19 protein-coding genes and 1 tRNA gene are annotated in these 19,733 nt (G+C 56.8%); 16 read left to right on the forward strand and 4 right to left on the reverse strand.

All coding sequences use genetic code 11. The features are described from left to right. Window positions 1–138: 138 nt before the first annotated feature. The 3 genes from AACT07_RS12705 to AACT07_RS12715 form a co-directional block, all read right to left on the reverse strand. Window positions 139–2,175: an exoribonuclease II gene (locus AACT07_RS12705; protein ID WP_069528078.1), complete on the reverse strand. Its 2,037-nt coding sequence runs from the start codon at window positions 2,173–2,175 to the stop codon at window positions 139–141. A gap of 99 nt (window positions 2,176–2,274) precedes the next feature. Beyond that, window positions 2,275–3,174 (reverse strand): LysR family transcriptional regulator ArgP, encoded by a 900-nt coding sequence (locus AACT07_RS12710; RefSeq protein WP_069528080.1) that lies wholly within the window; start codon window positions 3,172–3,174, stop codon window positions 2,275–2,277. Between the two features lie 209 nt (window positions 3,175–3,383). Further along, window positions 3,384–4,022, reverse strand: a complete 639-nt coding sequence (locus tag AACT07_RS12715) for an acyl-homoserine-lactone synthase (protein WP_069528081.1) — start codon at window positions 4,020–4,022, stop codon at window positions 3,384–3,386. 62 nt (window positions 4,023–4,084) lie between these two features. On the opposite strand from AACT07_RS12715, the gene AACT07_RS12720 reads away from it, so the two are divergent. Both AACT07_RS12720 and lysE read left to right on the forward strand, forming a co-directional pair. Then, window positions 4,085–4,861 carry a helix-turn-helix transcriptional regulator gene (locus AACT07_RS12720; RefSeq protein ID WP_021231752.1) on the forward strand — a complete coding sequence of 259 codons (777 nt, stop codon included), beginning with the start codon at window positions 4,085–4,087 and terminating at the stop codon, window positions 4,859–4,861. 195 nt (window positions 4,862–5,056) lie between these two features. Further along, on the forward strand, window positions 5,057–5,665 hold the full coding sequence (lysE, locus tag AACT07_RS12725; protein ID WP_069528090.1) for an L-lysine exporter: 609 nt from the start codon (window positions 5,057–5,059) through the stop codon (window positions 5,663–5,665). Window positions 5,666–5,746: 81 nt separating this feature from the next. Here lysE and AACT07_RS12730 read toward each other — a convergent pair whose 3' ends face one another. After that, a complete protein-coding gene (locus tag AACT07_RS12730; protein WP_069528083.1) occupies window positions 5,747–7,756 on the reverse strand; it encodes a methyl-accepting chemotaxis protein in 2,010 nt (669 codons plus the stop codon). Between the two features lie 260 nt (window positions 7,757–8,016). Here AACT07_RS12730 and ruvA point away from each other — a divergent pair, with 260 nt between their 5' ends. From ruvA to AACT07_RS12800, 14 genes are all read left to right on the forward strand, one after another. Continuing rightward, window positions 8,017–8,631 carry a Holliday junction branch migration protein RuvA gene (gene ruvA / locus AACT07_RS12735; RefSeq protein ID WP_005335746.1) on the forward strand — a complete coding sequence of 205 codons (615 nt, stop codon included), beginning with the start codon at window positions 8,017–8,019 and terminating at the stop codon, window positions 8,629–8,631. Between the two features lie 8 nt (window positions 8,632–8,639). Beyond that, window positions 8,640–9,650: a Holliday junction branch migration DNA helicase RuvB gene (gene ruvB, locus AACT07_RS12740; RefSeq protein ID WP_005335744.1), complete on the forward strand. Its 1,011-nt coding sequence runs from the start codon at window positions 8,640–8,642 to the stop codon at window positions 9,648–9,650. Between the two features lie 934 nt (window positions 9,651–10,584). Further along, complete coding sequence (locus AACT07_RS12745; RefSeq protein ID WP_005335743.1) at window positions 10,585–12,141, forward strand: cytochrome ubiquinol oxidase subunit I; 1,557 nt, start codon at window positions 10,585–10,587, stop codon at window positions 12,139–12,141. 11 nt (window positions 12,142–12,152) lie between these two features. Then, a complete protein-coding gene (gene cydB, locus AACT07_RS12750) occupies window positions 12,153–13,289 on the forward strand; it encodes a cytochrome d ubiquinol oxidase subunit II (protein WP_069528085.1) in 1,137 nt (378 codons plus the stop codon). 14 nt (window positions 13,290–13,303) lie between these two features. After that, window positions 13,304–13,420, forward strand: a complete 117-nt coding sequence (gene cydX, locus AACT07_RS12755; protein WP_005304933.1) for a cytochrome bd-I oxidase subunit CydX — start codon at window positions 13,304–13,306, stop codon at window positions 13,418–13,420. After that, complete coding sequence (locus tag AACT07_RS12760) at window positions 13,407–13,718, forward strand: cyd operon YbgE family protein (protein ID WP_041202810.1); 312 nt, start codon at window positions 13,407–13,409, stop codon at window positions 13,716–13,718. The genes cydX and AACT07_RS12760 overlap by 14 nt, the downstream gene beginning before the upstream one ends. A 105-nt stretch (window positions 13,719–13,823) precedes the next feature. Further along, the gene (ybgC, locus tag AACT07_RS12765) at window positions 13,824–14,231 is read left to right on the forward strand and encodes a tol-pal system-associated acyl-CoA thioesterase (protein WP_005335737.1); all 408 of its coding nucleotides are present in this window, start codon (window positions 13,824–13,826) and stop codon (window positions 14,229–14,231) included. Beyond that, a complete protein-coding gene (tolQ, locus tag AACT07_RS12770; protein WP_005335735.1) occupies window positions 14,221–14,910 on the forward strand; it encodes a protein TolQ in 690 nt (229 codons plus the stop codon). Before ybgC ends, tolQ begins: the two co-directional genes overlap by 11 nt. Beyond that, window positions 14,910–15,356, forward strand: a complete 447-nt coding sequence (tolR, locus tag AACT07_RS12775; RefSeq protein WP_005335733.1) for a protein TolR — start codon at window positions 14,910–14,912, stop codon at window positions 15,354–15,356. The genes tolQ and tolR overlap by 1 nt, the downstream gene beginning before the upstream one ends. A 5-nt stretch (window positions 15,357–15,361) precedes the next feature. Beyond that, window positions 15,362–16,495, forward strand: coding sequence for a cell envelope integrity protein TolA (gene tolA, locus AACT07_RS12780; RefSeq protein ID WP_013723471.1), 1,134 nt, complete (start codon window positions 15,362–15,364; stop codon window positions 16,493–16,495). Window positions 16,496–16,590: 95 nt separating this feature from the next. Continuing rightward, window positions 16,591–17,916 carry a Tol-Pal system beta propeller repeat protein TolB gene (gene tolB, locus AACT07_RS12785; protein WP_005335728.1) on the forward strand — a complete coding sequence of 442 codons (1,326 nt, stop codon included), beginning with the start codon at window positions 16,591–16,593 and terminating at the stop codon, window positions 17,914–17,916. A gap of 49 nt (window positions 17,917–17,965) precedes the next feature. Further along, a complete protein-coding gene (pal, locus tag AACT07_RS12790; RefSeq protein WP_005304908.1) occupies window positions 17,966–18,490 on the forward strand; it encodes a peptidoglycan-associated lipoprotein Pal in 525 nt (174 codons plus the stop codon). A gap of 158 nt (window positions 18,491–18,648) precedes the next feature. After that, window positions 18,649–19,449, forward strand: a complete 801-nt coding sequence (gene ybgF / locus AACT07_RS12795) for a tol-pal system protein YbgF (protein WP_069528086.1) — start codon at window positions 18,649–18,651, stop codon at window positions 19,447–19,449. Window positions 19,450–19,623: 174 nt separating this feature from the next. Further along, window positions 19,624–19,699 (forward strand) — tRNA-Lys (locus tag AACT07_RS12800). Window positions 19,700–19,733: the final 34 nt, after the last annotated feature.

A 19,733-nucleotide genomic window follows, 5' to 3' on the forward strand; every position in this document is an offset into this window, starting at 1 on the left:
TGCACTGCGTTCTCTGTCAATCGTGGCTAGAACTGTGTGCCATAACGGTATATATGGCAGCTTGTAGGGCTGGGGGTTGGGCAAAAAAGAGCCCGCACGATGGCGGGCTCTCTGACAGATCAGATGATTCTGCGTGGCTTATTCTGCCTTGGGGGCAGCCTCAGCGGGCGTTTCACTGCTATCGGCTGGCGCACTCTCGGCCGCCGGGGCTTCCGGTGCCGGACCCGGCACCAGATCCACTGCCGGTTTGGCGATAAGGGAGCGGGTTTCTTCTACCGCTTCGGTCAGCTTCACCTCGATGATCTGGCCGAGCTCGTAGACCACCTCGGTCTTGTCCAGATAGACGCGGCCGTTGTCCCAGTTGCACTCCAGCCGATCCTTGTTGTCGAGAATATGGCGGGCAGGCAGGAAGACCACGGCGCCGTTCTCCTGCAGACGCAGCTTGAGACCGGCACGCATCACGTCGATGATCTCGGCGTTGAATACCTGATCGGTGCCAGCCGCGGCTTTCAGGTAACGGACATAGAGCCAGTCGCCGATGTCGCGCTCCACCATGCGGTGCAGGCGGCGGCAGGCGGTCAGGTGCTCGGTGAGCTCGGTGCTCGGGCGCTCACCCGGGGTCTTGCCGGCGATAACGGCTTTCAGCAGACGATGGTTGACCATATCGCCGTATTTACGGATCGGGGAGGTCCAGGTGGCGTAGGCATCCAGACCCAGACCGTAATGGGCGCCCGGTTCGGAGGACATCAGCGCATAGCTCTGGAAGCGGCGGATCTTGCCATCCAGCCAGCGGGTGTCGAGGTTGTCGATCCAGCGGCGCAGGGCGCAGAAGCCGGAGAGGCTGGCGATCTCGTCGCGCTCGAACGGGGCTTCGGCACTCTTCAGCAGGTCGATGGCGCCGTCGAGGGACTCTTCGTCAAAGCCGGTGTGAACGTTGAAGATGCCGTAACCGACGCTCTTGCCCAGCACGCGACCGGCGCAGATGTTGGCGGCGATCATCGACTCTTCCACCATGCGGTTGGCGATGCGGCGCGGCTCGACGTGGATAGCCAGCACTTCGCCATTCTCGCCCAGCTCGAAGTCGTAGTCGGGACGATCCGGGAATACCAGCGCATGCTCGGTGCGCCACGCGATGCGTGCTTCGGTCATCGCCTTCATCAGCGGCAGCTGGGCCAGTACGCCTGCGTCGATAGACAGCTCTTTGCCATACTCGGCCCAGTCGGAGACGTCGTCATAGTTGAGACGGGCGTGGGAACAGATGCGGGCGGCGAAGAACTCGGTCTCCTCCAGCAGCAGACCATCTTCGGCGATCAGCAGACGGGCACACAGAGTGTTGCGCTCCTCGCCCTCTTTCAGGGAGCAGAGCTCGTCGGAGAGGGTGCGCGGGATCATCGGCACGTTGCGGCCCGGCATGTAGACGGTAAAGGCGCGCTGGGCGGCCTCTTTGTCCAGCTCGCTCCCTTCGGCCACATAGGCGGTCGGGTCAGCGATGGCGACCAGCAGCTCCCAGCCGTTGTCCAGCTTGGTGATGGCCAGCGCATCGTCCATATCCTTGGTCTTGGCACCGTCGATGGTGAAGAAGGGCATCTTGGTCAGGTCACGACGGGGCAGCTCTTCCTCTTCGATCACCTTCCACTCCGGCAAATCAGCCGGCTCGACCTGGGCTAGGTTGTGGCGCGCAAGCACCACCCACCAGGGCACATTGTGATCTTCTTGGGCGGCGATCTTCTGGATGATCTCGGCAGAGAAGTTACCGTCGACCAGCGCATGGCGCTTGAGGGTCGCCACCACCCAGTCACCTTCCTTGAACTCTTTCTCATCCAGACCCTTCTTGACGCGGGCCTTGATGGCATCCTTGATCAGCGGATGGTCGGCGACCACGTTGAGGCGGTCGCGGAACATCTTGACCCGGGCCACGAAGCGGGTGACGGACTGCTCCAGCAGGGTATCCGGCTCGGCCACTTCCTTCTCTTTTTCGGTGCGGATCAGAGCGGTCACCCGGTCACCGTGCATCACCTTCTTCATGTAGGGAGGCGGCACGAAATAGCTGGTCTTCTCATCGACTTCCAGAAAGCCGAAGCCCCGGTCCGAGGCGCGGATCACACCCTCTTTCTTCGGGATGTTTTCGCGGATTTGTTGCTTGAGCTGGGCCAGCAGCGGATTGTCTTGGAACATAAGTGAGGAACCTGAAGTGAAAACCTGGGTGGAGACCTGATGAAGGATCGCCCAGCACTATACGTTTTTAGCCCTGCAAAGCCAAGGTGAATGGCCTGCTCAGCGTGGTTTCAACTGCGATCTGGCATGGTCGATAAGGCGTTGGGATAGCTGCTTGTGAACCCCTTTTTCCAGTACCCAGCGGTGCCAGTAGAAGCATTCCGTCAGGACGTGGTCGGGACTGAGGTTGAGTAGTGACCCGCCTGCGAGCTGGCCTCTTATCTGCAATTCGGGAATGAGGCAGTAGGCCAACCCCTGTTCGGCCATGGCGACGAAGGCCTCTGACGAGTGGACCGTATGGCAGGGATAACCGCCAGGCTCCAGCCCGAAGTGTTCCCTCATAAAGCTCACATGCATGTCATCGCGCTGATCGAACGCCACCGCCGGTGCCTTGGCCAGCGCCTCACGAGTCAGGCCGCGAGGGAAGTGGCGGGCTACGAAGGCGGGGCTGGCGGTAAGCAGATAGTTCATCTCACCGAGCTCGTCGACGCAGCAACCCGCCAGCGGTTGGGGATGCAGACTGACCGCACCAAAGGCCTGGCCCTCGCGGACCTTGTCGAGGGTGCGGCTCTCGTCATCGACCAGCAGGTTGAGTTCGATGGGGTGCTGTTTCAACAAGGGGGCAATGGCGGGCAAAAACCAGGTGGCCAGGCTGTCGGCGTTGACGGCGATGCTGATCCGGATTGGCCCCTGCGGCTGGTCGGGGGTCAGCTCCCCCGCCAGTTCGAGCTCAAGCTGATGTACTTGCCGATAGTGGGCCAGCAGCTTCTGGCCGAGTGGCGTGGCCTGCTGCGGTTGGCTGCGAATGAGCAGCGGCTCGGCAAATTGCTGCTCCAGCTGCTTGATCCGCTGGGAGATGGCCGACTGGGTGATATGGAGCGACTTGGCCGCCCGATCGAAGTTCTGCTCCTGCAGTACTGCATCCAGCGCCCGCAGCAGTTTGTAGTCCAGCTCTTTCATCTTCTCCCCCTTCCGTTGCCCAAGGGCTGACTCTACGTCACTCGGCAGGGGACAACAATGGGCGGCGGAAGGGGCGTTGCGCTGTGATATCTGACAGTGGTGGTCTGTCTTGTAAGGAAGGCATACTGCTAGAGACCGCAGGGGGCAGCCCTGCGGGGTCATAGCGATACAGCGATACGTTTATCCCGGGCCTGTTTTCCCGGGATTTTTTATATCTGGGCCGCTAACTCCTGGGAGCGATAGGTGGCAGTTTGATAGTGTCCGATGAGCGGCTGCGAGACCGCCAGGGCAAATCGCTCATCCAGATAAAAGCGCAGGCCGACACCTTTAACTGCACCGAGATCTACCGCTTGGCGATGGCCCAGACGAGCCATAGGGATTCCGAGACGGCGGAAAATGCGTTCTGCGGGCAGGCTGGCTACACCAACAAACTCTTTGATGCCGTTGGCTGTAGCAAACGCATAGGCTTCCCGAAGGAGCACGCAGGTCAGCTCGCTGACACCATTGGTCATGCACGGAGCGCGGGTCGCATCGATAGCCAGACGGGTGAGTTCCCAGATCTCGGGAGTGCGGGGCGCGTTTTCACCGGCAAGGGCGGTGGGAAAAATGCTGGGCAACATATAGGCGCTGGCGCAACTGAGCAGACGGATACAGGCGCAGACTCCTTGTTCATCTTCGACCAGTACCCAATGGGTGTCTGGCGTGTCAAAGCGGTCGCGTTCCAAACCGTGGTAAGACTCGACGTCCCAGCCTAGCCGGTCGGAAAAGACGCGATTTCGAAATTGATAGAGTTCGTTCTCTACGGCGTTTCGTGGGTGATCTCTCAATTTTCCTTTGAAAACCAACATTATGAACTCTCTCTTTGCCTGTTCGCCGTTATAATCAGAAGCTTGGCCAGGGGGGCTAGCATATGAAACAAGAGCAACTGTTTGAGTATCTGGAACATTTCACTTCGGTGACGGATGGTGACCGTCTTGCCGGATTGATCGGTCGCTTTACGGTCGATATGGGTTATGACTATTACGGCTTTACCCTGATCATTCCGATGTCGATGCAAAGACCCAAAGTGGTACTGTTTAATCAGTGCCCTATCTCTTGGGTACAGACCTATACCGATAACAACATGCTGGCGTGCGACCCCGTGATTCAGTTGGCACGCAAGCAGACGCTGCCCATTTACTGGAACCGCCTCGATGAGCGGGCTCGCTTTCTGCAAGAGGGAAGCATGGACGTGATGGGACTGGCCGCCGAGTTCGGATTGCGCAATGGCATCTCCTTCCCTCTGCACGGCGCAGCCGGGGAGAACGGGATCCTCTCCTTTATCACCTCCGAGCGGGCTTCGAGCGATCTGCTGCTGGAGTCCTCGCCAATCCTCTCCTGGATGGCCAATTACATCTTCGAGGCTGCGATCAGGGTTGTGCGCCTGAGGGATTCGGATCAACAAGCCGCGCTGACGGATCGTGAGACCGAATGCCTGTTCTGGGCCAGTGAGGGGAAAACATCGGGGGAGATCGCCTGCATTTTGGGGATCACCGAGCGTACGGTGAATTACCACCTCAATCAGGTCACTCGCAAAACCGGATCAATGAATCGCTATCAAGCCATTGCCAAGGGGATTAGCAGTGGCATTTTGCTGCCGAATCTTGAACAGGTTGTTGTCACCAACTTCCCTAAACTGATGCAATAGAACCTGTTGATTCTCGTGGCAGAAGCAGGGGGACTCAATTGTCAGATCCTGCTATTGACTGTTGGCTTCGGATGGGGCTTTGCTGACTCAGTCTGATTAGCAAAATGAATCAATAAGTAAATCAATGAATTTCTAAGAAGGAACTACCATCGCTATAGTGCCGCTCATTCATCATTTCGAACGGTGCTCTCCATGATGCTCGCAACGACACTGCAAGGCTTCACCATCGGTCTGGCCATGATCATCCCCATCGGCGCCCAGAATGCCTTTGTGCTGAGCCGGGGCATCCATCGCAATCACCATCTGCTGACGGCCACGCTCTGCAGTTTCTGTGATCTCACCCTGATTGCTATCGGCGTATTTGGCGGAGCCAATGTGCTGGCCGCCAGCCCCCTCGGCATGGCGCTACTCACCTGGGGTGGCGTGCTGTTTCTCGGCTGGTTTGGTGGCCGTTCCCTGCTCAGTGCCTGGCGTGGTAAAGGGGAGGGGCTTGCCGAGTCTGCTCAGCAGATGGGGGCCAAAAGCGTGCTGGCGATGACGCTGGGTGTTACGCTGCTCAACCCTCACGTCTATCTCGATACTTTGATGCTGCTCGGCTCCCTTGGCAGTCAGGTGAGCGAGTCCCTGCGTCCGGCCTTTGCTGCGGGGGCCATGCTGGCCTCGTTGGTGTGGTTCTACTCGCTGGCACTGGGGGCGGCGGCACTGGCGCCCTGGTTGGCTCGCAGCCAGGTACAGCGGGGGATCGACCTGCTGGTCGGCATCATCATGCTGAGCCTGGCTGTGCAACTGGCCATAGGACGTTGAGGAAGTTAAGGCGGCAGGAATGAGCGACCGGCAACAAAAAGATGCCACTCACATGAGTGGCATCTTTGCTATTGAAAGGGGTCAGACCCTGAACTGGGAGAGCAGGCGCTGTTGCAGCAGGCTGGCCTGATGGAGTGAGGAGGCGAGTTGCAGACACTCCTGCGCCTCCTGTTCGCCGGTTCTGGCTTGCAGACTGATACCGGAGACCTTGTCAGAGGAGTGGCTCAGGGTGTGTGACAGTTGCCCGGTAGCCACGGCCACCTGCTGCACCATGTCGGCCAGCTGGTCGATGGCGCCTTCCACCTTGAACAGGATCTGCTTGGTGTTCTCGGAGTCCTGCATGCCGGACTCCACCGTCTTGAGGTTGCGTTGCATCATCAGATAGGCGGTCTCGGTCTGCTGCTGGATACTGCTGATCACCTGGCTAATTTCGGCGCTCGATGTTGCGGTGCGATTGGCCAGGGTGCGCACCTCGTCCGCAACCACCGCAAAGCCACGCCCCATCTCCCCCGCGCGGGCCGCTTCGATGGCCGCATTGAGGGCCAGCAGGTTGGTCTGTTCCGAGATGCCGCTGATGGTGGAGATGATCTGGCCAATCTGACCCGCCTGCTCCTTGAGGGAGTTGATGGCGATGGCACACTCGCTCACCTCCTGTACCACCCGCTGCATGCCCGCGCTGGCGGAGGCGACATACTGGCTGCTCTCGGTGGTCAGCTGGCGTACCTCATTGGCATTGTGGGCCGCCATGCTGCAGTTGTCCGAGATACCGGTGGCGACTTGCACCATCTGCTCACTGTCGTGGTGCAGGGCCAGCGCATGTTCGGCGGTCTGGCGGCTGCTCTGGCTGATTGCCTCCACCCGGTTGACCGAGGTGTGAACGTGTTCGCTGATGTGCTGGTTGTTGTCCATGGTGGAGCTGATCATCTTCTGCAATTTCTCGATGAAACGATCCACGCTGTTGGCCAGCGAGCCTATCTCGTCATCCCGTTGCAGGTTGATGCGGGCGTTGAGATCTCCCTCGCCAGCGGCGATATCCTGCATCCGCTTGTCCACTTGCAGCAGCGGGGTCACCAGCTTGCGGGTCAGCCAGAAGCCGCAGAGGGTGACCATGATCAGGCTCAGCAGCAGGCCACCCAGCAGCAGGGTTCGGGTCTGGCTGATGATGCCGTTGAGCTGGGCCACCTGATCCTCAACGGTAGCATCGCCGCTCTCCTCGATGGCAACCAGCTGTTGTCGCAGCTCATCGGCACTGACCTCATAGACGGACTGCTGGGCCTGATAGCTGCCGAGCGCATCGACCCACTGTCCCGTCAGTTGCTGATGCCGGGCCAACAGGGCGCGATACTCTGCCGACAGTGTCTTGCCGGCAAATTCGCCGGTTCCCTCGATATCGAACAGCCCGGTGCCGAGCATGCTGTCGACCGCTTCGTGGTAGAAATCGGTCGCCTCTTTCAGCTCGGCCTTGATCGCCTCTGTGACTCCTTGTCTGCGCATCTTTTCCAGCGCATAGAGCTGGCGCAAAAAGCCTATGTTGGATTCCATCCCCCCGTCGGCCGCTTCCCAGCGAGTGGAGAGGCCGCTGTTCCAGCTGATGGTCTGGTCGGGGGATTGGGTCAGCGCCTCGACCGCTCCGTCGCCGATCACCTCCAGCTGGGTCGAGAGGCGGGCCATCAGATCGGCGTTGTGATGCAGGGCCTGATCCACCTCGGTATAGGCGTGATAGAGCGCCAGCAGCTTCTCTTGTTGCTGTTGATAGTCCTGCTTGTGCTGTTCCATGATGGCAAGGGCCGCACCATCAATGAGCTGCCCCTGGCTGACCCGGGCCAGCGCGTCATCGGTCGCCGCCTTGGCAGCATCGAGTTCGGCGCGATTGAGCGGGGTACCGTTTTGCATCTTCTGAATCTGTAGTTGTTGGTTGCCCAGCTCTATGGAGCCCTCCATGGCACCGTCGGCGGTCTGCCAGGCGGCGCCCAGTACGTAGGAGAGCAGATTGGCTAGCCGCTGGCTGCCATACCAGCCAACGACCCCCATGCCCAGCGTACAGCCGAGCAATATGGCAAGACCCAGATTGGAGGTGGTAACAATTTTCATGTGATGGCCTTCCTTGGTATCGACATTGGCACCAGTTTCGGTTCCGAACGGGTTTAGTGTAGTGGTTTATCTCCCGCTCGGGGGCCGGTGCGGCGCTGAAACATCCCGTGCACTAGCTGCACCCGATCAAGCATGGTGGAAAATGGGATAAAAAGCCTCTCTGACCACAAGGGTGTTGCTGCCCTATGCTGGATACTTATCCAGTTATTCTTTATGCTATGAGCCAATTTACGAATAGTTGTATTGGTGAGGAGAGAGCCGTGATTGGTCGCTTGAGAGGCATTGTCATTGAAAAGCAGCCCCCCGAGGTCCTGCTGGAAGTGGGCGGGGTTGGCTATGAGGTGCAGATGCCGATGAGCTGCTTCTATGATTTGCCGGAGATCGGCAAGGAAGCGACCATCCATACTCACTTCGTGGTGCGGGAAGATGCCCAGTTGCTCTATGGTTTCAACCACAAACAGGAGCGGGCGCTGTTCCGCGAGCTGATCAAGACCAACGGAGTCGGCCCCAAGCTGGCGTTGGCTATTCTCTCCGGCATGACAGCTACCCAGTTTGTGCTGAGTGTCGAACGTGAAGAGATAAGCTCTTTGGTCAAACTGCCGGGAGTCGGCAAGAAGACCGCCGAGCGGCTGGTGGTGGAGATGAAGGATCGCCTCAAAGGCTGGGTCAGTCACGACCTCTTCTCCCCAGCCATGGTCACCTTGCCAGCCAGTGAGCCCGAATTGCGGGCACCGGATGTGACCGAGGAGGCGGCCAGTGCGCTGGTGGCCCTAGGTTACAAACCGCAGCAGGCGAGTCAGATTGTCAGCAAGATCGCCAAAGAGGGGATGTCGGTGGAAGATATCATCCGTGAATCCCTGCGTAGCCTGGTATGAGGTAGTTGATGATTGAAGCAGACCGCCTCATTTCGGCCAGTGCCGCCCGTGAGGATGACATTATTGACCGGGCTATCCGCCCCAAGAAGCTGGCTGACTACACCGGTCAGGATACCGTCTGCGAACAGATGGAGATCTTTATCGAAGCGGCCCGTCAGCGGGGTGAAGCGCTCGATCACCTGTTGATCTTCGGCCCGCCGGGTCTTGGCAAGACTACCCTCGCCAACATCGTCGCCAACGAGATGGGGGTCAATATCAAGACCACCTCCGGCCCGGTGCTGGAGAAAGCGGGGGATCTGGCGGCGCTGCTCACCAACCTCGAACCGAACGATGTGTTGTTCATCGACGAGATCCATCGCCTCAGCCCGGTGGTGGAGGAGGTGCTCTATCCGGCGATGGAGGATTACCAGCTCGACATCATGATCGGGGAGGGACCCGCAGCTCGCTCCATCAAGCTGGATCTGCCTCCCTTCACCCTGATTGGCGCCACCACCCGGGCAGGTTCACTGACCAGCCCGCTGCGGGATCGCTTCGGTATCGTCCAGCGGCTGGAGTTCTACAACGTCAAGGATCTGACCGATATCGTCTCCCGCAGCGCCCGTTGTCTGGGGCTCGACATGACGGAAGATGGTGCCATTGAGGTCGCCCGTCGCTCTCGCGGCACGCCGCGGATTGCTAACCGTTTGTTAAGGCGGGTGCGCGACTTTGCCCAGGTGAAATCCGATGGCCGGATCGACGGCCCCATTGCTGCCCGCGCCATGGACATGCTGGATGTCGATAACGAAGGTTTTGACTTCATGGACCGCAAGTTATTGTTGGCTGTGATAGACAAGTTTATGGGGGGGCCGGTGGGTCTCGATAATCTGGCCGCCGCGATCGGGGAAGAGAAAGATACTATCGAAGATGTGCTGGAGCCTTATCTGATCCAGCAAGGGTATCTGCAACGTACACCCAGAGGACGGATTGCGACCACACGAGCCTACGCTCATTTCGGTCTTCAGCGACCAGATGAGAAGTAAAAACAGTCGTTTGAACATGAAACCGCCGTCAAAGGCGGTTTTTTATTATCCGGGCAAAAAAAAGCCCACGGCGGATGCGGTGGGCAAAGACAATTCAGGATGGATGTTCACAGACAGTGAGTGCGTCTGGACACAGACCGGAAAATAAACAGGTGAGCCGTCGCGAGCTCTCAGAGTCGGTTCAGTTGATAGAGCTGAACAAAGGAAAGCTTGTAGTAACGGATGGTTTTAGCAACAAACTTTTTCATCTTCGATTCCAATAGACAGGTTCAAATTGATCGTCGAATACGTACCGTGAACCCGGATTAACCGGCCTGTATCCAAGGGTATGCCCTCACTGCGAGGCGCATTGTAGGAGTTCGAATCGACCCCGGCAAACAAGAAAAATTGCACTCTTCAAATTAGTTTATCTAATGTCTTTATTGATGAAATTGGTTCGCATGAGTATGCATTCTTTGCAATTTTAAATTGAGTTTTCGAATCAGATTGCCTGACTCGGATAACATGGAAAAAGGCGCGTCATTCACGCTTTTCAAATTAAACCGAGTGGCGGGATGTTAAATTCTTAAATTGATTTAAATCAATGTTTTACGCTTTATCGTGTTTTGTGATCTGGCTCGCGTCAATAATCGTGAAATAGATTAAAAATGCCTTTCAAAGCCATGTATGGCGGGTCCTTTTACATTGATTTCAATCAAATAAAGGTGATATAAAAACCCGGTCATCATGGGCGAGAATAAATTTAGGCTGATTGTTTTGGAATTGTTAAACATTAGCTTTATTTGTGTTCTTGTATTGCCTTGTTGTTAATGCCAGTGGTTACTGAACGCGTTTTGTTGTGACACGTCCCAATAAGGCTCATTCGATAACCTCCAACGGAAGCTTTGTGCTTAAAACTTAAAATAGCCGTGCCAATAATCGGTGAGGAAACATCATGATTGCTGAGCATGTGGTAGACCTATCGCGGTTCCAGTTCGCTGCGACGGCCCTTTATCACTTTTTGTTTGTACCCCTGACGCTGGGAATGGCCTTTCTCCTGGCGATCATGGAATCCGTCTATGTGATGACCAACAACACCATCTACCGGGACATGACCAAATTCTGGGGTAAGTTGTTTGGTATCAACTTTGCCTTGGGGGTCACCACAGGTCTGGCCATGGAGTTCCAGTTCGGGACGAACTGGGCTTACTACTCCCATTATGTCGGCGATATCTTCGGGGCCCCGCTGGCTATCGAAGGGCTGATGGCCTTCTTCCTGGAGTCCACCTTCGTCGGTATGTTCTTCTTTGGTTGGGATCGTCTGAGCAAGCATCAGCATCTGGCTGCCACCTGGTTGATGGCGCTGGGTACCAACCTCTCCGCCCTCTGGATCCTGGTCGCCAACGGCTGGATGCAGAACCCGGTCGGTGCCGAGTTCAACTTCGAATCCATGCGGATGGAGATGATGAGTTTCGCTGACGTGGTGCTCAACCCGGTTGCTCAGGTCAAGTTCGTCCACACTGTGGCGGCTGGCTATACCTGTGGCGCCATGTTTGTGCTGGGTATCTCCTCCTACTACCTGCTGAAGAATCGTGATGTGGCGTTCGCCCGTCGCTCCTTCGCCATTGCCGCCGCATTCGGTATGGCTTCTATCGTGTCCGTACTGATCCTCGGTGACGAATCCGGTTACGAGACAGGTGAAGTGCAGAAGGTGAAACTGGCCGCTATCGAAGCTGAGTGGGAGACTGAACCTGCTCCGGCTGCCTTTACCCTGTTCGGTATTCCGAATCAGGAAGAGATGCGCACCGACTACGCCATCAAGATCCCCTATGCGCTGGGCATTATCGCGACCCGTTCTCTGGACGGTCAGGTCACCGGTCTTAAAGATCTGAAGAGCGAGCACGAACTGCGCGTCCGTAACGGTATGACCGCTTACGACCTGCTAACCAAGCTGCAATCCGGTGACAAGTCTGACGAGACCCGCGCTCGCTTCGACGAAGTGAAGCAGGATCTGGGCTACGGTCTGCTGCTCAAGCGCTACACCAGCAACGTGACCGATGCTACCGACGAGCAGATCAAGGCCGCCGTGGATGACTCCATCCCGCAGGTACTGCCGCTGTTCTTCGCCTTCCGCATCATGGTTGCCGTCGGCATGCTGATGCTGGTGCTGATTGGGATGGCCTTCTATGACAGTGCCCGCCACCAGATCGGCAAGCGCAAGTGGCTGCTCAAGGGTCTGCTGTGGGGTATCCCGCTGCCGTGGATCGCTATCGAAGCTGGCTGGTTTGTTGCTGAATATGGTCGCCAACCGTGGACTATTGCAGAGGTGTTGCCGACTTCCCTCTCTGCATCCAACTTGCCTGCAGCCGAGATCTGGTTCTCTCTGATCGGTATCTGCCTGTTCTATACCGTACTTCTGGTTATCGAGATGTACCTGATGTTCAAGTATGCCCGTCTTGGCCCCAGCAGCCTGAAGACTGGCAAGTATCACTTTGAACAGATCAAGGCATAAGGAGAGCGACCATGTTTGATTACGAAACTCTGCGTGTCATCTGGTGGGCTCTGGTCGGCGTGCTGCTGATCGGTTTTGCCATCACTGACGGCTTCGACATGGGGGTAGGCGCACTGCTCCCGTTCGTCGGCAAGAAAGATGTCGAGCGCCGCGTGATGCTCAACACCATGGGGCCGCACTGGGAAGGTAACCAGGTTTGGCTGGTCACTGCCGGTGGTGCCTTGTTCGCCGCCTGGCCGATGGTGTATGCCGCGACCTTCTCCGGCTTCTACATCGCCATGATCCTGACGCTGATGGCGCTGTTCCTGCGTCCGGTCGGTTTCAAGTACCGCTCCCTGCGTGCTGATGCCAAATGGCGCAGCAACTGGGACTGGGCCTTGTTCGCCGGCAGCGCCGTACCGCCCATCGTCTTTGGTGTGGCCTTTGGCAACCTGCTGCAAGGCGTTCCGTTCGAGTTTAACCAGTTCATGATGTTGACCTATCACGGCAACTTCTTTGGTCTGCTTAACCCGTTCGGCATTCTGGCTGGTCTGGTGAGTCTGTTCATGCTGCTCACCCAGGGCGCAACCTGGTTGATGATGAAGACCGACGGTGAAGTGCTGGCGCGTTCCCGCACTGCCGCCATGATCTGCTCACTGCTGACCCTGGTGCTGTTTGCTGCCGCGGGTTGGTGGGTAAGCGGTATGGAAGGGTATGTCATCGTCAAGGCTGCCGCGACTGACGCAGTATCCAACCCGATGAACAAGGAAGTTGTCCTGCAGGCTGGTGCCTGGATGAACAACTACACCCTCTATCCGTGGATGGTGGTTGCCCCTGTACTGGGCCTGGCCATGAGCCTGCTGACTGCGCTGTTTGCCCGCATGAACATCGGCTGGCTGGCGTTTACCAGCTCCTCGCTGGCGATTGCCGGGGTCATCCTCACTGCCGGTTTCTCCATGTTCCCGTTCGTGATGCCCTCAAGCCTTGAGCCGTCACTGAGCCTGACCATGTGGGATGCTACTGCTTCTTTCAACACCTTGCAGGTGATGACTGTGGCCGCAGCGATCTTCGTACCGATTGTGCTGGGTTACACCATCTGGACTTACATCAAGATGTTTGGCCGGGTAACCAACAAGCACATCGAAGATAACCAACAATCTCTCTATTAAGAGGTGCGCTGACAATGTGGTATTTCACCTGGATCCTGGGACTGTTGCTGGCCTGTGCATTTGGCATCATCAATGCGCTGTGGCTGGAACACACCGAGAACATGGATCGTCAGATCGATGAAAACAAGTGATCGACTCGCCAGGCTGGCCGCTCCACTGGAGCGGCAGCCGTGGCAGGGGTTGATGTTACTCGCGGCGGCCTTGTTGGCCGTCGCTATTTTACAGGCCCCCAATCTGATCGCGGCCAACACCAGCGAGCATGGTCTCTGGCTTGCTCCCTGGCTGATGTGGGCCGTCTGTTGTGGCGTGCTTAACGGGCTTGGCTTTCATCTTAAAAGCCTGCCCGGACGTGTGCTGTTCAACCCCTGGCTCGCCTGGCCCAGTTTGTTGTATGGCCTCTGGCTGACACATTCATATTTCCTTTCATAAAAAACGGGGGGAGGCAGGATTTCCCTGTCTCCCCCTGCTTCTTTCCTATTCAGCCCTGCGCTATGATAGCCCCCCATCTGACTGTCGAATGGATCACAGATTGTTATGGGGGAAGTCTTTGAGTTTCCGGTGCGTGTCTACTACGAAGACACCGACGCCGGGGGCATCGTCTACAACGCCAATTATCTCAAGTTTATGGAACGTGCTCGCACCGAGTTTCTTCGTGCCAAAGGGGTCGAACAGGACGTCTGGCTGCAGGAGGGATATGCCTTCGTGGTGAGCCGAACTGAGATCGATTTCCGCTCGGCGGCCCGTTTTAATGAACTATTGAATGTATTAACGCAAGTGATTGAAGTGAAACGCGCATCCCTGCGCTTTTCGCAGCAGATCCTGGCGGCTGATGGACGACTGATCACCCAGGCGATGGTACAGATAGCCTGTGTCAGTCATCCGCAAATGAAACCTGTAGCTATACCTGAAAAAATCAAGGGAGTGCTGTTAAGTGCACGCTGAAATTTCGTTTATTGGCCTGTTTTGGCAAGCCAGCCTGTTGGTAAAACTGGTCATGATGACCCTGATGAGCATGTCTATTGTCTCGTGGGCGCTGATTATCCAGCGTTCAAAGGCGATCAAGGCGGCCAATCTCGCATCGGAACAGTTTGAAGATCGCTTCTGGTCAGGGGTCGATCTCAATCGCCTCTATCAGGAGTCCTCTTCCCGCCGCGATGATATCGAAGGCATGGAAGATATCTTCTACTCCGGCTTCAAGGAGTATGCCCGCTTGCTCAAGGCCGGTGCCCGTGGTCAGGATGCGGTGATGGATGGTACCTACCGCGCCATGCGCGTCTCCCTCTCCCGCGCGGTGGATGATCTGGAATCCAACCTGCCGGTGCTGGCGACCATCGGCTCCATCAGCCCCTATATCGGTCTGTTTGGTACCGTATGGGGGATCATGAACGCCTTTATCGCCCTGGGTCAGGTGCAGCAGGCCACCCTGCAGATGGTGGCACCGGGTATCGCGGAAGCGCTGATCGCTACCGCCATGGGTCTGTTTGCCGCTATCCCGGCGGTTATCTTCTACAACCGCTTCTCCAACAAGGTCGAGCGGCTGGAGAACGCCTACGCCAACTTCATGGACGAGTTCACCACCATTCTGAACCGTCAAATTGCACAGCAGCAGGGTGATCAGTAATGCAAACCTATCAGCGGATCCGGCGCAAAAAGGTGGCCGAGATCAACGTGGTTCCCTATATCGACGTCATGCTGGTGCTGCTTATCATCTTTATGGCGGTCACGCCGGTGATCACGCAAGGGGTCAAGGTGGATCTGCCACAGGCTGAGTCCGAGCAGTTGCCGGAAGATGCCAAGCCGCCCTTCATCGTCAGCGTCAATACCGAAGGCGAGTATGTCATCAAGGCTGGCGAAGCCGATGACGAGCCGGTGCCAAGCGGCACGCCAGAGGCGATGCAGCAATACATCACCGAAAAAGCCATGGGCTATCTGGCGATCAACCAGAATGCCCCCGTGGTGGTCGCGGGTGACAAGGCCGTGCGCTACGAAGAGGTGATCCTGTTGATGGTGGCCCTCAAGAATGCGGGTGTGCCTCAGGTTGGCCTGATGACAGATCCGGTGAACTAACGGAGATGGATGTGAAGCGTGGTATTTCCGGTTATCTCATCGCGTCGTTTCTGCTGCACCTGATCATCGGCATCATCCTGTTTGTCGGGCTCGATTTCAGCAAACCGAAACGACCCGAATCGAAGGGGCAGATCGTCAATGCCGTCATGCTCGATGAGAACTTCCTCAACGAACAGGCCAAGCAGATCCAGCAGCAGAAATCTCAGCCCAAGCCTCAAAAGGTAGAGAAAGAGAAGGATAAGGAAGACACGGATCTCGCCAAGCGCGAGCTGGCTCAGAAACAGGAGCAGCTTCGCATCGCCGAGACCAAGCGCAAGCAGGCCGAAGAGGCGACTCGCAAGGCCGAGGCCGAGAAGCAGAAGAAGGTGGCCGAGCAGAAGCAGGCGGAAGAGAAGGCCCAAAAAGCCGAGGAAGCCCGCAAGCTGGAAGAGCAGAAGGCCAAGAAGGCCGAAGCCGAGCGTAAAGCGGCGGAAGCCGAGAGCAAGGCGTTGGCGTTGAAGAAGAAAAAGGAACAAGAGAAGAAAGAGGCCGAAGAGAAAGCCAAGGCGGCAGAAGCCAAGGCCAAGAAAGCGGAAGCTGACAAGAAGGCCAAAGCCGAAGCCGAGAAGAAAGCCAAGGCAGAAGCAGAGAAAAAAGCCAAAGCCGAGGCCGAGAAGAAGGCCAAGGAAGAGGCTGAGAAAAAGGCAAAAGCTGACGCAGAGAAGAAAGCCAAGGCAGAGGCCGAAAAGCAGGCCAAGATCGCGGCTGAGCGCAAGCGTAAAGCAGCCGAGCAGGCCAAGCTGCAAAAAGAGATGGAAGAGATGATGCAGCAGCAGCTGTCGGCTGAGGCCAATGCTCGCAGTCAGGCTGCATCGGCAGCAGCCCAGGGCGAAGTCGACAAATATGCGGCGCTCATCAAGGCCACTGTTGAGCGGTATATGATTTTGGATCCCACCATGCGGGGCAAAACATGTACTATCGGCGTACGTCTTGCGAGCAGTGGCTTTGTCATATCGGTAGATAACGGCCAGGGTGACCCGGCGGTTTGTCGTTCCGGTAAGGCGGCTGTTCTGAAAGCCAATCAACTGCCTGTGCCCAAGGATCCTGCGGCATTCGAGATGTTGAAGGAATTTAACCTGAAGTTAGAACCGAGTATCTAAGCGTGATAAAACGAGGTTGCTTGCCTCCGGTTGGCAACCTCTCGCCGAGAAAGGAATTTAACCTCTCATCTATATTGGAACCGAGTATTTAAGCCATGATCAGAAAAGTATTTTTTGCTTTGGTTGGCTGTTTGTTGCTGGGCCAGAGTGCCCAGGCGGCCCTGGACATCGTCATCACCGGCGGTATTGATAGCGCACGCCCCATCGCTGTCGCCCCCTTCAAGTGGGAAGGTAACGGGCAGTTGCCGCAGGACATCGCGGAAGTGGTCTCCAACGACCTGATGCGCAGCGGCAAGTTCAAGCCGCTGGCCCGTGGCCAGATGCCGCAGACCCCGAGCAGCAGCAGCGAGATCAACTTCGCTCCCTGGGCCTCCCAAGGGGTTGAAGCCGTGGTGGTGGGTTCCATTTCGGCAGTCGGTGACGGCACCTACAAGGTCAACTTCGAGCTGGTCGATGTGCTGAAAGGCCAGCTGGCCAAGGCACAAGGTGGCGAGAGCAACGGTTACATCCTGGATAGCCGCATGGCGACCATCCCGGGTGCCCAGATGCGCCAGTTTGCCCACCGTATCTCCGACATCGTCTATGAGCGTCTGACTGGCGAGCGCGGTGCCTTCCTGACCCGTCTGGCTTACGTCTCCGTCCAGCAGGGTACCCAGTTCCCGTACCAGCTGCGCATTTCTGACTACGACGGTTACAACGAGAAGACCCTGCTACGCTCCCGCGAGCCCTTGATGTCTCCGGCCTGGTCGCCGGATGGCAGCAAGCTGGCTTACGTGAGCTTCGAGAACCAGAAGTCCGAAATCTACGTGCAGGATATCTACACCCAGCAGCGCAGCCTGATCACCAGTTTCCGCGGTATCAACGGGGCGCCGGAGTGGTCTCCGGATGGTCGTCGTCTGGCTATCGTTCTCTCCAAAGATGGTTCACCAAACCTCTATGTGGTTGATGTCGCTAGCAAGCAGCTGACCCGCGTCACAACCAGCCGTGTGATCGACACTGAACCCTCCTGGATGCCGGATGGGCAAAATTTGTTGTTCACCTCTGAACGTGGTGGCAAACCCCAGATTTATAGCGTAAATTTGGCGACTGGTATGACTCGCCGGATGACTTGGGAAGGTGAATCCAACCAGGGTGCATCCATCACTCCTGATGGCAAAATCATGGTGATGGTGACCCGTGTTCAGGGACAGTATCGTATTGCCCGTCAGGACATGGAAAACAATGCCCTGTTGGTCCTTACCCAGAGTGCTCTGGATGAGTCGCCAAGTGTGGCTCCCAATGGCAGCATGATCATTTATGCCACCATCTATCAGGGTCGTAAGAGTCTTGCGTTGGTGTCGACTGATGGTCGCTTCAAGGCTGTGCTTCCGACCAGTAGCGGTGAAATTCGTGCACCAGCTTGGTCGCCCTTCTTGAATTGATAAAAATCCAATTGTTTTTTGTTTTGTTATAAAGGTTTAAGGAAATAGCATGCAACTCAATAAACTGCTCAAGGGTTTGGCCATCGCACTGCCACTGTTCACCCTGGCCGCTTGTAGTTCTTCTTCTGATTCCGACGCCGCTGGCGCTGAATCAGGTATGACCGACGGCATGGGCGGTGTACAAACCGGCGGCGCCAACGGCATGTTGTCCCCGGAAGAGCAGATGCGTCAGAAGTTCGAAGCACTGCAGCGTGACAACGTGATCTACTTCCCGTTCGACGGTTACGATATCCAGGGTCAGTACGCTGATCTGCTGGATGCCCACGCCAGCTACCTGCGCGAGCGCCCGAGCGTTAAAGTCCTGATCGAAGGTCACGCTGATGAGCGCGGTACTCCGGAGTACAACATCGCCCTGGGCGAGCGTCGTGCCAAGGCTGTTGCCAAGTATCTGCAAACCCTGGGTGTGCAGGCCGAGCAGCTCTCTATCGTCAGCTATGGCGAAGAGAAGCCGCTGGACATGTCCCACACCGAGGATGCCTTTGCCAAAAACCGCCGCGCGGTTCTGGTTTACTAAGGTTTAAACCGAACGAAGTTCGTTTATATGCAAGCGGCCATTTCGATGGCCGTTTTATTTGCACTAAACGCCAAGGTTTGATCCGAATGAAATCTGCATATGCGAGCGACGATGGCGCTGGCCGTTTTATCTGTACTAAATGCTAAGGTTTGATCCGAATGAAATCTGTGTACAAGCAAGCTGTCGTTGCGCTGGCCGTATTGGTTGCTCTGAATGCGCAAGCTGCGGCTCCTGTCAGCGATCTGGGCGGTGACTCGGGTGGTGGGGTTGTCCTTAGCGGCAACAACGGCGCCATCGTGCCCACCGGTAGCCTGGAAGATCGGGTTGCCCTGCTGGAGCGCACCCTCAATGCCCGTCTGCGACTGCAAGCTGAATTGCAGCAACAGGTCGACTCCCTGCAAGGGGAGGTCTCCGAGCTGCGTGGTCAGCTGGAGCAGCAGACCTACCAGATGGAACAGTCGCAAGAGCGCCAGCGTCAGCTCTACCAGGAGCTCGACAAGGTTGCCAGCAGCCAGCAAGCTGCTCCAGCCACCCCGGCCCCTGCTGCTGCCACACCGGCTGCTGCCGCCAATTACTCAACCAATCAGGATGAGAATCAGGCCTACGACGCTGCCGTGAACATGGTGCTCAAAGAGAAGAACTACGACAAAGCCATTCCGGCTTTCCAGGGCTTCATCAAGCAGTACCCCAATTCGGGCTATGTTCCCAATGCACACTACTGGCTCGGCCAGTTGCTGTTCAACAAGGGTGACAGAGCCGGCGCCTCGGCCCAGTTTTCGACCGTGGCCAACAAATACAGCAAATCCCCCAAGCGAGCCGATGCGCTGCTGAAGCTGGGTATGCTGGCGCAGCTGGATGGCAAGAAGGCGGAAGCCAAATCCTTCTATGAGCAGGTGATCAAGGGCTATCCCAACACCTCGCCGGCCCAGTTGGCCAAACAGAGTCTGGCCAAGCTGTAACATTGCTGTATGTCACTGTTTTCGTAACGCTACTGTAAAAACAGCCTGCATTTGTACGCACAGTGAGCAAACGGATTTAAATTACGAATTTTCTGTTGCACCGGAAATTTAAATCCGTATTATAGGCCGCCGTCAGAGCCGAAGCAGTAATGCAGTCGGAACTGGTCGTGGTGAGGGTCGTTAGCTCAGTCGGTAGAGCAGTTGACTTTTAATCAATTGGTCGCTGGTTCGAATCCAGCACGACCCACCATTTTCTCCACTCGGTGGAGACAGAATTCCCAGGT

The sequence above is a fragment of the Aeromonas sp. ANP5 genome, assembly GCF_963870295.1.
Classification (GTDB): Bacteria; Pseudomonadota; Gammaproteobacteria; order Enterobacterales; family Aeromonadaceae; genus Aeromonas; species Aeromonas veronii.

Bases quoted from the DNA above. Each gene is read 5' to 3' on its own strand.
- tolR (WP_005335733.1), top strand. From the start codon at position 14,910: ATGCAAACCTATCAGCGGATCCGGCGCAAAAAGGTGGCCGAGATCAAC.
- lysE (WP_069528090.1), top strand. From the start codon at position 5,057: ATGCTCGCAACGACACTGCAAGGCTTCACCATCGGTCTGGCCATGATC.
- tolA (WP_013723471.1), top strand. From the start codon at position 15,362: ATGGATGTGAAGCGTGGTATTTCCGGTTATCTCATCGCGTCGTTTCTG.
- ybgC (WP_005335737.1), top strand. From the start codon at position 13,824: ATGGGGGAAGTCTTTGAGTTTCCGGTGCGTGTCTACTACGAAGACACC.
- AACT07_RS12745 (WP_005335743.1), top strand. From the start codon at position 10,585: ATGATTGCTGAGCATGTGGTAGACCTATCGCGGTTCCAGTTCGCTGCG.
- AACT07_RS12705 (WP_069528078.1), bottom strand. From the start codon at position 2,175: ATGTTCCAAGACAATCCGCTGCTGGCCCAGCTCAAGCAACAAATCCGC.
- pal (WP_005304908.1), top strand. From the start codon at position 17,966: ATGCAACTCAATAAACTGCTCAAGGGTTTGGCCATCGCACTGCCACTG.
- AACT07_RS12730 (WP_069528083.1), bottom strand. From the start codon at position 7,756: ATGAAAATTGTTACCACCTCCAATCTGGGTCTTGCCATATTGCTCGGC.
- tolB (WP_005335728.1), top strand. From the start codon at position 16,591: ATGATCAGAAAAGTATTTTTTGCTTTGGTTGGCTGTTTGTTGCTGGGC.
- AACT07_RS12710 (WP_069528080.1), bottom strand. From the start codon at position 3,174: ATGAAAGAGCTGGACTACAAACTGCTGCGGGCGCTGGATGCAGTACTG.
- AACT07_RS12720 (WP_021231752.1), top strand. From the start codon at position 4,085: ATGAAACAAGAGCAACTGTTTGAGTATCTGGAACATTTCACTTCGGTG.
- cydB (WP_069528085.1), top strand. From the start codon at position 12,153: ATGTTTGATTACGAAACTCTGCGTGTCATCTGGTGGGCTCTGGTCGGC.
- AACT07_RS12760 (WP_041202810.1), top strand. From the start codon at position 13,407: ATGAAAACAAGTGATCGACTCGCCAGGCTGGCCGCTCCACTGGAGCGG.
- ruvB (WP_005335744.1), top strand. From the start codon at position 8,640: ATGATTGAAGCAGACCGCCTCATTTCGGCCAGTGCCGCCCGTGAGGAT.
- cydX (WP_005304933.1), top strand. From the start codon at position 13,304: ATGTGGTATTTCACCTGGATCCTGGGACTGTTGCTGGCCTGTGCATTT.
- ybgF (WP_069528086.1), top strand. From the start codon at position 18,649: ATGAAATCTGTGTACAAGCAAGCTGTCGTTGCGCTGGCCGTATTGGTT.
- AACT07_RS12715 (WP_069528081.1), bottom strand. From the start codon at position 4,022: ATGTTGGTTTTCAAAGGAAAATTGAGAGATCACCCACGAAACGCCGTA.